The organism is Clostridium sp. UBA5988, from assembly GCF_002435615.1.
Lineage (GTDB): Bacteria > Bacillota > Clostridia > Clostridiales > Clostridiaceae > Clostridium_J > Clostridium_J sulfidigenes.
In genome coordinates this window covers 1-14,946 of record NZ_DJBA01000060.1, presented here as the reverse complement: position 1 = coordinate 14,946, position 14,946 = coordinate 1, and the positions used below count along the sequence as shown (strand labels likewise).

At 27.4% G+C, this 14,946-nt stretch carries 9 protein-coding genes; all 9 read right to left on the bottom strand.

The window, feature by feature from the left end; genetic code table 11:
- Nucleotides 1-15: 15 nt before the first annotated feature.
- Nucleotides 16-2,994, bottom strand: coding sequence for a hypothetical protein (locus tag B3J31_RS13720; RefSeq protein WP_346874136.1), 2,979 nt, complete (start codon nucleotides 2,992-2,994; stop codon nucleotides 16-18).
- A 14-nt stretch (nucleotides 2,995-3,008) separates the two neighbouring features.
- Nucleotides 3,009-4,124: a hypothetical protein gene (locus tag B3J31_RS13715; protein WP_346868165.1), complete on the bottom strand. Its 1,116-nt coding sequence runs from the start codon at nucleotides 4,122-4,124 to the stop codon at nucleotides 3,009-3,011.
- Between the two features lie 451 nt (nucleotides 4,125-4,575).
- Nucleotides 4,576-4,989 carry a hypothetical protein gene (locus B3J31_RS13710; RefSeq protein ID WP_346868166.1) on the bottom strand — a complete coding sequence of 138 codons (414 nt, stop codon included), beginning with the start codon at nucleotides 4,987-4,989 and terminating at the stop codon, nucleotides 4,576-4,578.
- Between the two features lie 224 nt (nucleotides 4,990-5,213).
- Entirely contained in the window at nucleotides 5,214-6,443 is a 1,230-nt protein-coding gene (locus tag B3J31_RS13705) for an HNH endonuclease domain-containing protein (RefSeq protein WP_346868167.1), read from the bottom strand.
- A gap of 261 nt (nucleotides 6,444-6,704) precedes the next feature.
- Nucleotides 6,705-7,916: a DNA methyltransferase gene (locus B3J31_RS13700; RefSeq protein WP_346868168.1), complete on the bottom strand. Its 1,212-nt coding sequence runs from the start codon at nucleotides 7,914-7,916 to the stop codon at nucleotides 6,705-6,707.
- A 21-nt stretch (nucleotides 7,917-7,937) separates the two neighbouring features.
- Nucleotides 7,938-10,133 (bottom strand): hypothetical protein, encoded by a 2,196-nt coding sequence (locus B3J31_RS13695; protein WP_346868169.1) that lies wholly within the window; start codon nucleotides 10,131-10,133, stop codon nucleotides 7,938-7,940.
- A 244-nt stretch (nucleotides 10,134-10,377) separates the two neighbouring features.
- Nucleotides 10,378-10,968, bottom strand: coding sequence for a hypothetical protein (locus tag B3J31_RS13690; protein WP_346868170.1), 591 nt, complete (start codon nucleotides 10,966-10,968; stop codon nucleotides 10,378-10,380).
- Nucleotides 10,943-14,377: a DEAD/DEAH box helicase gene (locus B3J31_RS13685; RefSeq protein WP_346868171.1), complete on the bottom strand. Its 3,435-nt coding sequence runs from the start codon at nucleotides 14,375-14,377 to the stop codon at nucleotides 10,943-10,945. The genes B3J31_RS13690 and B3J31_RS13685 overlap by 26 nt, the downstream gene beginning before the upstream one ends.
- A gap of 234 nt (nucleotides 14,378-14,611) precedes the next feature.
- Nucleotides 14,612-14,946, bottom strand: a 335-nt coding sequence (locus tag B3J31_RS13680) for a DUF4351 domain-containing protein (RefSeq protein ID WP_346874135.1), incomplete at its 5' end; no start/stop codon positions are given.

Genomic DNA, 14,946 nt, shown 5'->3' with positions numbered 1-14,946 from the left:
ATATCATTCAGGGGCTTAAGAGTTAGGTGCGAAGGCCCCATCACAATAAAACACACGACAGTTCGTTCCCCCTCTTTGAAGTCTACCAATAGTTTGCTTTATTGGTACTAAGGTAAACCATGCTAAGTTTTTTCTAAACACTGGTTCAAGATCATTCCAATATTTATTTTGTGAAATATTATTAAGATCTATATAGCTATTTTTTCTTATTAATTTCATTGCTTCTCCAAGGTCTAAGTCCTTTTTCTTACATTCTTGAATGTATAATTCTAAATTTGAATTTATTATTTGAAAATAAGATTCCAAATCATCAGGAACCATATACGGCCTAACTAAAAAGAAGACTGATCCAAAATATGATTTATCAAACTCGTTTAATATATTGTACCCTCTGCTTATTACATTTAGGGGAGCAATTAATATATCTGCATTATCTGATTCATTTGCAAAATTATTTAATAATTCCTTTGGATAATCATTTTCTTTTTTACAGTTTCGACTTAAAACTTTATAAGTTAATCCACTTGAATTCAATGTATTTCCAACTTCAATACAGTTATCATAACTATTAACTATAAGTAATACTTTTCTATCTCTCGATTTAATATCGTTATATTTATTCCAATAACGCAACTCTAATCTAATATCCCTTATCAACTCTTTAGTTATTCTTCTTAATGCTTTTGCTCGCTCCTCTCCATTTAGTCCTGAGACTTTTATTAATTTTCCTTGACTATCATATTTAAAGTTAATATTCTGATTAATTTTAGATTCATTGTCAAAGGATTTTATTATATATTCAGGGAACTTCATTAAATCATAATGTCCTGATCCTGGTGCAACACTAGTACCAGATAAAACCACAACTGCTGGTCCTTTAATATTAATTTCTTTTTTTAACTCATGAAAGTTATCTAATAACTTTCTACCAACACCAGAGTATCTAAAAATATCAACTTTTTGCTTTTCATTCCTATCTGCAGGCGTAAACTTATATCCAAATATAGTTCCAGTCATTGCTTCTGTAAGAAATGTTCTTAGTGATTTTCTTACACCTTCATAAACATTAATTTTTTCATACCCTGTACTTAACTGCTCCATCAAAACGGGATAATCACGACTTAGCACCTTAAAATAGAAATCTAATTGAACTAAATATAGAAATAATTCAAATTTTGCATAAAATAACTCTTTTTTCTTTTCGGCAGGGATTGTAACTTCATATTTTTCAAATAATTCTTCAATTTTCACCATGGCTTCTTCTTCTACATTTCCAACATTATGTAGCCATAATAATTCGTTATATAACTCACAGAATTCATGCTTTATACTTTCTACTTCTATATCATAAGTATTGGTAAACTCAAAGTACTCATCGATCTTTTGTACTATTTTTATATTTTGTGGATACTGTTCAATTTTAAAACCTTCTTTAATATCACTAAATAAGCTAAAAGATGTAATAACCTCTCTTCTTAAAAAGCTATGCAATATTTCAGTATTAGCAATCAATCTTGTTACTTTGGGAATTAACATACATATATGTTTATAGTTCATTTGCCATGTATAAGCTAAACTCTCTCTGTTAGATATATTTGACCTTTGAATAATTTCATCAAGTTCTTTAAACTTCGTTAAAATATCATCATTATCTCCATTCAATTTTTCTTTATTTAAAAATAATGAATCGAATATTCTTTGAACTCCATCGGCTTCATCAACAATTACAATATCTAATAGATCATGAAAAGCTTCATAAAAAGTTCTTTCATAAGGATCTACTACTTTGGGTATAGTTGTATTAATTAAACTATATGGAGTTGCAATCCAAACATCTGCATCATATAAATCTAAAAACCTCTTAAAATATCCACAATTTGAATATAATGGACATATTTTATTTTCTTCATCCTCATTTAATATATTTTTACATGGAAATTCTCTAGTTACTATTTCATTGTCTCCTGCTATAGCTGCAACGGTACAATATCCTGTTAAATATTCAAGTTCTTTATATTCATCATTTCCTATATCACCAATTGACTTTATATTTCTAGAAGCTACTTGAATATAATTATCTGCATGTTTTTCAAGGTTTGATTTTCCTAAAATGGGTATTGCCTTTAATCCTACTTTCCTCAATGCTTTAGTTGTTTTAATAACATCATCTACATTAACCTCAACTATGCCAACTTTAGCATTAAATTCTTTTACTAATCTAAATGTTTCTGAAATTTTATAGTTTGATTTTCCTTGACCAACTTCTCCTATTATATGAAGCTGCTCATTGTATAATATTTTAGGATTTTGATTTAACTTTTTATCTATAATTTTAAACTCTGGTCTATCCTTCCATATATATCCCATCCTATCATATATATCTTTCCAGCTTATATTCTTAGGTATAAATAACTCTTTTTTCGCTCTATACTTATCTAAAGTTTTAATATCTCTTTCAGTGTAGGACTTTTTTATTTCAAAATCTTTAATTATTTTATTTTCATTCGATTTATTACTTGTATTTGTTCTTAAAATTCTGAAATATTTAGCTTTTCCACCACTATGCATAAATGGTTTAATTATTTTATCTTCTTTTATTTTATCTAAGATAATTAAATAATTTTCATTTCTATTTGGAAGATACTTTAACTTAAGCTTCTTTAAAGCATTTTCTTCATATGAAAATTTTCTTAACTCAGGTATAATATCAAAATATTCACTTAGAACTCTTTCCCAATTTAACTTATTGGCTAAATGGTGGCATTTTTTTCTTAAATAATATAAATAATTACTACTATTTTTTATTGTGGTATGGCTTAGGAGATATTTATAATATTGTGTTAATAATATCCATCCATCCTTCGGTTTTATTTCTATTTCATAAATAATATCTAAAATAATTTCTAGATATATAAAATTATCTGCTTTCATGCTAACTTGCTTTCTTAAAAGTAAGTCAGCAACTTCTTTGTTAAAACTCTTTTTATTACTCATCTTTTACCTCTATATTACTTTTCTAAAATATTTTCTATTTTCTTATACAATTCATTTTCATAAATTACGGTAATATCAATTCCTTCATTATAGAAAATACTTCTTAAGGTCTTCTTATAGTCTCTGTTCTCTTTTCTTTTATAAATGCTTTTTCTATGATTAGGAACAACTAAATACCTTTTTTCATTTCTAGAATGCAATAATTTTTTAATTCCATTATTTTTTTTTAATAACTCTACAAGTGTATACGGATTGCTTACATCCTTAACATCAACATTTATTACTGTATCATCAATTTGTACTTTAATATCATACTCATCCATATTAGGGCTTATCTCTACCTCTATTTCAGGGAACCGCAACAAATGTTCGTATATAAGCTTTTCACCTATATTAGGAAGCAAAATGTATTGATAAATTCCATTTGTAAATTCACTATATTGTTTTGAAATATCAATTTTAATATTTTCAAAACTAAGATTATCCTTTTGCATATAATACTGACATATATCACTACAATAGTTTTCATATCCAAATATGTTATAAATAATTTTTCCACATATCGGACACACAACTATTTCCTCAGAATTTATATTTATATCTTTTCTCCACCTTTGAATAATCTCTTTCAACTCCTTAGGAAACCTATTTCCTATTAATTTTTTAAACTGCTGATTTGTAACAATGTTATTATCCTTATTTACTAATCCTCTTCCTTCTTTATAGTACTCGCAATATTTTGCTTCATCCTTAGAGCCTCTCTTTTTTCTACATTCAACTAAGAAGTCTAACATAGCCTTTTGCTCTACTTCCTTAAGTGATTCTATTTCCTTGTACCATTGTTTTAATTTTGGATTTAGTCTCCCATTTACCAAAACTTTTTCATTAAGTATAATTTCATGTCCTATTTCTCCACTTTCTACAAAAGTATTTATTTTATTTTCATTTAGAAACCTTATGAAAGCTGGAAAATTATTTGGAATACTGACCTCGTTTTTATTTATTAAAAAGGAAACAATATCATAATAGCTATTATTTAATCTTTTTATATTTACACTACTTAGATCTTCCTCCCATTTGTATAATATTTCTATCAAATTATGTATCTTTTCTTGTAGATTATTATCCATTTATCCACCCCATATTAGTTACTTTCCTATCTCAATTTATAATAATATAACTTTCATTCTATACATTTACACAGTTGGGATTATAATATACATCCGCTGACACTTTTAGTATCATTGGATTAATATAAATCTTTTAAAAACTTCTTTTTATTTTGGCTATTCAGAAATATGCTTACCGCACCGTACCTAAAAAAGTAAATACTTACCCGTATACAATATAATTAACATTATATCAAGTTTAAGTTTTAAATATGTTTTTCATAAAAAATAAGATAGGCTTTTAAACTTATCCTGTGTTTTGCATTTCTTAGTTACCTTTATATAATAGTCTTTTATGTCTTCATCATTTATATCCCATTTTTTCAATACATTCACCTGCACAAATTGAGATTTTCATATGCAACTATTAAATTATGATGTTCAGTATAATGTCACATAACCTAAAATATTTTTATACTTTTTCTAAAGCTTCTTTTACATTCTTTCTTTTATTATCTATATCAAGCATATTGTCGTTTGTCGATTTTTGAAGAATAGGATGTATTTTATTGATTTGATAAGTTTCTCTCTTAAATCTATCAGCAGGTACACACTTTTCAAGAACCCTAAATCTGATTTTTAATTGACTATCTTCCATGTTATCTTTCGATAATCCTAAATAGGCAGCTTCTTTAAAGAAATCATGCAAATGCTCTCCTCCTCGTTTTAGCATAGTAAGAGATTGACCAATATATAAAGGAATTGCTCCTTTGGTATTACTTTTTAATAATTCAATAATATATATTCCACATCCAATCGCTCTATTATCAAGTACCTGATCTTTAATAAAATATTCTACGTTGATCTTATAGTCTTCACTTGTCATATTTTTCTCCTTATCTCTTTTTATATATTTACTTATAAATTCGTATTTATTTATCTAAATTTAAAATAATTTACTAATGTAATTACTACACAAGCTAATGATACTTTTTATATCATTGGCTTAATTTTAGTATTTTAGACATACCTAAGAGTTTTTGTTCTCCATAGATCCCATTCTCCCTTAACTACACTAAAAATCACCCTATATATTTTTAATATTTCCTATTACCTCTCCCAAACCCCATACCCCTGATTAAAAGCTATCTGATACAGTGGTTCTATATTTACTTTTAACTTCTGGTTAAACTCTTCTTTTTCAATTTTCCTTTCATTGTTCACAGCTATATTTATGGATAAATATCCTTCTAAGTACTTCTTATATCTTTTAGGATTTCTCTGCATTATATCAAAGCTTTTGTATTGGACTTCACAGAACTTGTCCATGTATAAGCTAAGGTCAGGTAGTTTATTACTCTTTTGACTGTTTACATTTTTAAAGGTAGGTGCTAAATTCCATAGTTCATCGTGAAGTACAAAGCTCCAGGGAATAAAGTGGTCTATACTTAGATTCCCATAATTCGAGAAGTTCTCTTCTGTTAGTTCCTTTCCTGTATAAATATCACTTACAGTTTTATCCCTATTTATATCCTTCCAAAGCTTAGTTGCCTTACTTAGATCCCTTTTACCTGGTGCTGTGATTTTAAATGGAATTGCTGGTACATTAGGATTTCTCTTTTGAAGATAACAAACCAGGTTATAATGCATCCATCCACATATAATAGTTTGATTAACTCTTATGTACTTATACCAAGAGTCATTAATTTCTATGACCTTATTATCAATATCTATTTTATATATAGCTCTCTCATCTAGATTGGTCAGCTCAGCTATAAACTTATTTCTCTTATTATCATTCTTCTTAAATATATTCTTTGTTAATGCTAATTCCTTAGCAAAGAAGGGAGTTAAAAGTCTATAAGGTACATAATCATGAAGTGATTTAATTCTTTTTTCAACTTCAACATCTTCTATATTTTCTATAACCACTAATAGTTTATTTTTATTCATATCACAAGGTATATTATATTTTTCATGGATTAGTATAACTAAATCATATAGTCTGTCTTGAATTCCTAAACTAAGTTTGTATTGAGTAACAGGATACCATGCTCCCACTATCATTCTACATACAAGTTTTCTAAAGGATATGTACTTGTTTCCTTTAATTATCTCTTCATAGATTCCAAAGAACCAAAATATTTTATAACTACTGCTTAATTTATCTTCCAATATTCGTGAAAAGCTATTTAAATCTACACTACCATCATAGGGTAAGGTAATAGCACCATAAGGATTAGTAATAATTGAGGATGTAATATCCTTAACATGAATTTGATTTTCCTCTAAGTCTTCTATTAATAAATTATTTTCATTTATAATATCCTTGTTACTCATGCTCCACCTCTTCCCTATGGCCTCTTTTTTTCTTATATCTTAAAGATGCATTAACAATTGAACCAATATATTACACGTTACACATATATTGTACCACCTCCCTGTCCACTGCTCAATAAATTCATACCATATTCAACAAATATTTCCTTTGTTTAATGTATAACTACATAAAAAAACAGCAGAATTCAGAAATTCTACTGTTACTATATATTAATCTTATATGATTCAATATATATAATTTACTTTTTATAATAATAATAATTAATTTATCCCTGCAAAGTTTATTGCATATTCTTGTATTGCATCTATATCTATTTTATCTTTTTCAATTACTGGTTTTGATTTAGATAATACCAATATCCTATCAATATTGGTAGCCTCTCCCTTATGATCTTTCCATATCTTTGTCATTTTTAAATTATTGGGGCAAAAATCATTTAAACATCCAATATATTCAAATTGATTTTTCATATGAAATCTTTTTATTAATTCTCTAGCAGGTGATATAGTTTTACTATTATAGTTTTTTACATCACCAATTACATATATTATTATGCCATCTTCTGAAATAAATTCATAAAGTTGTTCTGTAACTTTTTCTAGAAATTCTATAGAATTTAATAAATTTAACTTATCATCTAATATTTTAGATATGGCATCAACGTCTTTTTTCAAGAACCACATTCTAATCCAATTTTGCTTTGCATAGTTTAAAACACTTAAATAAGGTGGAGATGTTAAGATTAATTTAACTTTACCCTTGTAATTTGAAATTTTCTTATTTAAACTAATCTTTTTCACATCCTCTTCTATTACAATTCCATTGCCATGAATATCATAAAAGTTTATATACATCCTTTTTATTTTTTCTTTTAAGAGCTCAAATACATTTCTTTCTTTTTTATATAAGTTATTTAGTTCAGCAAATCTTTTAAGGTAGCTGGGAGACATACTAAACGTGTTAGGCATTGCCATAGATGCATAAATAGAAGATCCATCTTTTCGCTCTCCACCATGTAATATTCCAAGTATTGCTGCAGTTAATACAATATCCTCTTGGTCATCACTATCTACTAACTTTTGTTGTAGATAGCAAAGTTGAGCCAAGGTTTTTTTATGAAAAATTAATTGTATATCTTTGGATTGAATACTGGCAAGAGAAAAATATAAATTCAAATCAAATAGTTGTTCTAATGAGTCAATTCTTTTAAATAAGTTCTCCTTTGTTACACTACAATTCTTTGCTTTTGTAATTGCAATTGCAATTGGATTTAAATCTGATGCTATTGGTATCCTATTTGCGATACGGCTTTCTAATAATGTTGTTCCTCTTCCAGAAAAGGGGTCAAATATTATATCTCCTTCTTCTGTAAAAACATCTATTATCTCTGATGCAAGTTGGGAAGGAAAAGCACCTAGATATGAACATATTTTATGCCATGAATGTTCTCTTCTTGTGTTTTTATCTCTCATGCGTAATTCCCCTTTCTAAGATTATAAGAAAATATCATGTAATTGACCAATTATTCCACAAACAGTATCTGCAATACATTGATACTGGACACAATCTTCTTCTTTTTCAGCTGCTTCCTCATTGTTAAGGTCCTCATCCTTAGCTTTATTTTTAAGCCTTAGATGCCTATATAGTAAAGCATAGTATGCTACTTGCTCTTCATAAAAGTTTTTAATCTTTTCAATTTTGTCAGTATTTTTCTTACCATACTTTTCTATAGCATTTATATAATTTTTATTAACAGCAGATATGAATACATCTATTTCTTCATCATCTTCAATAACTTCAACTACTGAATCTTTATCCCAATCACAGCCAATATAATGTTTATGAGAATCATCTATCCAATGTAATTTTATATTAGGTTCCTGTAATTTTTCTACTCTTCTTATTACTTCTTCTTTTTTCTGTATTACTATAATATCTATTTTATCCTCAATAACTTTACTACCTATCTTTAATTGTAGCTTTATTTTAGCTTTATCTTTCAATTGTATATCCTTTAACGCCTGAAAATAGATAATCCCTCTTCCACCATTCATATTCGTTTTCCCATTATAAATTACTACTTTAGATGGTGTAATAATTTGATTAAAAACTTCATTGTTTCTAAAATATGACTCATTAGCATCAGTTTCAAAATGAATTGCAAATACCTTCTCACTATAAATTTCTATAGGATCCTTATTTGTTATTTTAATAAATGTAGGTGGCTCCTTAGATATTATGGGTGTTTTAATTTTGGGTGTTGGTACTGAACTTTTTGGTTTTGGTGAAGTTATTAATGAAGGCAATGCTATTGTTTTAGATAATCTATCTGATAATCTTTTTACTAATTCTTTCTCTGTATCATCATTTCCCGAAGTAAGTAATTGCCTTTTTCTTTCATTATTTATCCTTTTAAGCTCTTCATCATTTGATAGTGCATTAATTAAAATTTCTTTTAGCTCTTCAGTTAAATTTCCATTCTTAAGAGTTTCCCTTGTGCTAGAAAATAATCTTCTCTTTGATTCATTATCAATATTATCGCAATCAATGTGGACTACTATATATTTATCTAAATATGGAAGCCTTAGATTGTCTTTTATAATGCTATTTGATAGTTCGCCTTGTTTTTGACCGTTATGAGTTATTATAATTGGTTTCGATGGTAATGTATAATGTTTAATTTTCTCCTTCTTATCCTCTGATTTTAAAACCCACCAAGTGATTTTAACTCTTCCATCTCCTAGTATGAATTCACCTTTTCTTTGATATTCAGTATTATCACTTTTACAAAGCAACCTGTAATTTCCAGCTACATTTCTTTTAGCATTCTTAGTTGACTTAGATATTCTACCATCATAAATTTGAAAAGGTAAAATTGGATCAAATAGATAATGATGCGCTAAGTACCACAATGAGTTAGTTGGTGCTGTCATTACTCCATTAAACTTTCCAACATCCATAGCTATATGTTTAACCATTGTACCTTCTTCAAATAAATTATTATTCACTGTAATTTTTAGAGGCATTCCTGTACTGCTATCTATCATGTATTCGTACTTTCCGTGCTTATCAGTAGAAGTGTCTCCTAGATTATATCTCACTATTGTAAAAGCTACATTTTTACTCCTAATTCTTCTGGAAATTATCAAAGTATACTCTGAAAAACTTAATGCAGTAGAACCACCTTGTCCATATGCTCCTGATAAAAATAGCTTTCCTAGCTTGTTACTACCATTTAAACTCAATATAGTTTCACTAAAGTTACTTGATTCTATCCCTATCCCCTTGTCTCTTATTTCAATTGTTGGCTTACTATTACAATCACTATCAAAGTATGTAACTTTAATCTTACTAGTTAAATTTTCATCATATTTATCAATATCTTTTAAATGTCCATCTTTGATATTAAACCACTTTTCTACAGCCTCACGTGGTGTTTCAATATTTTGGGGTTTATTTCTCTCAACCCATTCTCTTTCTAATACGGCATCTATAGCATTGGTTACTCTCTCAATTACTGCAGAAGCACCATTACTCCCCATACTTATTATTCCTAAGTTATTCTCTACTCCTCCAACTGGTATCCATTTCAAACATTTTTTATACATTGAATTTTGAAGCATCTCTATAATTTTTACTACTTCACTAACCTTATTTACAGATATTATCTGTTTAAATATTTCCTCCATAATACACCTATTAAAAATTTCTCTTAACCAATGTATATGAGCCTTGTTAATATATTATAATAATTTTAGATAAATAAGATAAGAATATCATATTAAAGTATTCTTAAATAAAAAGCTCAATATAAAAGGCTAGTACAAACTTTTCAGAATCTACTAACCTACATGTAACTATTTATTCCTATATCACTAGCAAAGCTAATTATATATACAATTTATTATGTTCCTAGATATAATTTTATTTGAATTATCCAATAAAATTACTTATAATTGCAACTAAACTTAAAATTATTATCATTATTCCTATAATTTTAAGTTGTTTTATCTCTTTCATTATTTCTATTTTAATACTTTGCATATCTGCTGATTGGCTTTTTATTATATCTAGTAATTCTTTCTTTGAAGCTACTATGCCCTTATCTAACTCACTTCTATTGTTCTGAATTTCTTTTTGAAGTATTTCCTTATTTTCATAGGAATTACCTTCTATAGACTTACCTAAGCCTTTAATATTTTTAGTGATTACATCCTTGCTATTGATTACTTCATCCATTAGTTCATCATTTATCTTATTGTTTATCTTTAGTGTTAACTCTTTCAAGCTATCAAACTTATCTATCATACCATTTCTAATTTCCTTAGATGATTGTATATAGCTACTAAATGTATCTTTTATAGTATTTAATTCACTTGATGATCTATCAATACCTGATGACATAACTTCAATTTTATTAATTAAGATCTCTAATTCCTTTTCTTTTTCTACTATACCCTTGATTTCCTTAGCTTGAATATCAAGTTCTTCAATTGTTTTATTTAGCTTGTCTACATTTACCATTTAAAGCTCCTCCTACTTTTTCAAGTTTGTCTAATCCTTCACTTAATATTAAACTTAAACTATTATTGTCTTCTAATTCCTTATAAATTCTTATTTTATCAGTGAAATGCTCATTTAAAACCTGGCTTAATATTTCTTTAGATTCTGGAACCATATTTTTCCCAATAATTAAGGAATTTTTGAAAATTATCTCTTTTTTTTCTAAACTATAATCATCTATATTATTGAATGCTTCTTCTAATCTATCTCTTACTTCTTTTAAATGAAACTTACTTAAACAAAGGGAGGTTATACTATATAAGTAGTTATAGGCTGAGTTAAATCTTGCTCCTTCAATAAATCTTAACATAGAGTTATTAACTTCACTAATTTCCTTAGGAGAAATTAAGTGCCCATCTTTTTTTAGTAATATTTTATACCAATCTTCAACACTAGTTGGATTATCCCCTAAGCTACTTATTATGAAAGTTGAGTCTGTTACCTTAAAATATCCTTCTAATTTATTTTTAAAGAATTCAGCTCCTTTTTCCTCATAGTCAAGGCATAAGTCTTCAACATTTTTTAATGATTCTCTTCTACTATAAAATACATTGTCATAGTTCCATTGAATTATAATCTTAATATATTTATAAATTTCATTTCCCTCAGAATCTAATATTTCTCTTATATTTTTATCTCTACCTTCCTTAACCCTATCTAGATGAAATTCTGGTTCATACTTTCTGATATATTTAATTAAATTATTTCTAACTTCTGTATTTGATATAGTTCTAAAATCCACATCAAATTTACCTTTGTTTCCCCAATCTCTTATTATCCAGTCATTTATTAACCCTAAGAGACTTAATCTGTATATAGCCTTTTGAACAGTATTAAAATCCACCTTTATTTCCTTACCATTAATTCCAATTGTATTTATTGAGTTTTTTATATCTGTTACGCTTATAATTCTAGATTTCTTTGAAGACAAAACATTTAGAATATGGTAAGCTAATTGGCTTTCCTCATCTATGCCTCTATGCCCACTTAATGATAGATATAGTATTCTTAATATATCTCCTTTACTCCAATTATATTTTTCTAGAATCTCTTGCATTTCTTCTACTGTTGTATACATTCCAAAAATCTTATCGTGATCTTCTTTATCCATCTTATCAACAGAATTAATTATATAACAGGCTGCATTTTTTCTATCTCTTCCAGCACGTCCTCCTTCTTGATATAGTGACTCTATTGATGCTGGTATGCCATAATGGATGGTATATCTAACATTTGGTTTGTCTACTCCCATACCAAAGGCTTTAGTTGCAATCAATAAAGGAATCTGATTATTTTTAAATTTATCTTGAACTTCTTTTTTATATTTATTAAATTGCTTTTCTGCCATTATAGGCTCTTGTTTAGTGTATTTGTTATCACCTTTTACATCCTTTTTAGGTACTTCACCACTATAATATCCAACTTTACCTTTGTAATTGTCATTTTCATTCAACTTATTATATAATCCATAGCATCCAAAGGGACCCTTTACATAAGGTGTAAATATTATTCCACATTTAGATTCTTCACCATCTAATTCAAATACATTTCTTTTTTTATTTAGTATATCTAATAGTTCATTGAGTCTATTAAATTTATCACCTCTATTACCATTTGTGTCTCTATATACTTTAAAGGTTAGTTCTTTTCTTGTATAATCTAATATTGTTTTAACATTTTCTTTACTTATTTCAAATTCTGCTAATATATCTTTCAATACATTGGTTGATGCTGTTGCACTTAATCCTAAGAATAAAGCCCCTGGGCAATGATTTCTTATGGTCTTTGAAAGGTGCAAGTATGATGTTCTGAAATCATGACCCCACTCTGATAAACAGTGAACTTCATCTATTACTGCATATCCAACTAATGATTCAGAATTTATTTTAGAAAGCTCATGTCTAAAATCTTCTGTCTGAAACCGCTCTGGTGAAACCCAAACATAAAAATATTTACCATTACCTAAATCTTTCATTATTTTATGCTTTTCTTCAGCGGATAAATCACCAGATATATAGTTAGTATGAACTATACCTTTACTATCTAGATTTATCTTTTGATCATACATTAAGGACTTTATAGGAACTACTACAAAATTAATAGTAGGTTGCAGTAAACAAACAAGCTGGTAACATAAAGATTTTCCAGCACCTGTAGGTAATAAGCCTATAGTATCTTGAAGTTCTAATGCATTCTTTATTACCCCTAGCTGACCATCATTAAATTTGTTAAATCCATATATGTTATCTAAAATATAACACAGTGAATCTACATTTTTTTCTTTCCCAGATTGTTCAATTTTATATTTAATCATAGCTTCTGAAACGGCTACTTTAAAATAATTTCTATTGTCCATATAATCAGCTCTAACATATGAAACCTTAGGATTATCTAAGGAATAATCCCATCTTTTAGTTACACTAATATCAACATTTACTCCCTTGTTATTTTTATTAAACTGATGTACTTTATTTATAGTTAATGTTGGAAAAGTAATCATTTTACCCTGAAGATTTAAAATATGTTTTAAGTATAAAAATATATCTGTTATTGCAACCTTAAAAGGTATACCATCACCATCATCTTTTATATTAAAAATCCATTCATTATCATTTAATGATATTATGCCTTCTTTCAATTGTTCTAAAATAAGATTTTGAAATCTCATAATACCATCATATTTCCTTGCTATTTTACTATTTACAAACATCTCATTTCTATATTTCTTTATCTCATCACTATTTTTTAATATTGAATATAACTCTCTTATATTCTTGTCATCTGATTTATCTTCACTTAACTTTCTTATAATATTACTTGTAAACCTAATAGTTTTTATACCATTTTCAGCTAAATATCCATCCCTTTCAATATCAATTTGCCTATTAACTTCTCTAGTATGTTGACTACCATCTATCTCTATAACTAAGTTACACTGTGGCAAATAAAAATCTACCTGCTGATCAACAAATTCCTTATTTTCGGTTTCTATGATGTCACTAATCTTAACTTCAGGTAGTATAAGCTTTTGTATAAATTCAAATTCTTGTAAATGCTTTGGAATAACCTTATATAAAAATTCTCTGGCAGGATAATAGTTTAATTCATCGCTACCCTTGATGAGATTTTTCCAATGGGGAATCTCTTTAGCTAAATACTTTATATTATCATTTGTTTTTATATTTTTTAGCTCATCACCAAGTTCTACTTTTAAATAATTAGAAATTTTAGTAGGATTGCCTCTTTGTATGATATTTTGAACAACACAAAAAGAGCCATAAATATTAGTCTTAATATTTTTCTTATTATGACTTTGAAGAATTATTCTATAATTGTTACCTTTACTCAAATAATTAGATGAATATCTCATGTTATTACCTCGTATCAACATTTTAATACAATAATTATACCATAATTGCCTGTATTTGTAATAATATATAGTTAATTTATATTTTCTTTCACCTACTCTAATTAAATTCATAAAATTAAATTTTTGCTTTAATATGACCAATGTATAACTACATAAAAAAACAGCAGAATTCTGAATTCTACTGTTACTATGTGCTCCTAACTAAATATAGTTTTATATTGAATATATCCGTAATTAAAGATACTTCTTTAACTCCTCAATGGACTCTATATCAAACAAATCTCCATTAATTTTTTCTATCTTTTCTAAAGATAATTTGAGTATAGACTCTATTATATTCTCTGGAATATCCTTAAACTTTTTCCTTAAAAGTTTTATAGTGCTTTTGACTAAAGCATCTCTTGCTCCTTGCTTTATTCCTTCTATTTTACCTTCTTTTTTGCCTTCTTCTCTACCTTCATCTCTAGCACCTTGAAGTCTACTTTTCTCATCCCTTATAGCTTTATCTCTCATATCTGCCAGTTGTATTAACTCTTTATCACCACTGATGTTGTATAGAACATCCATTG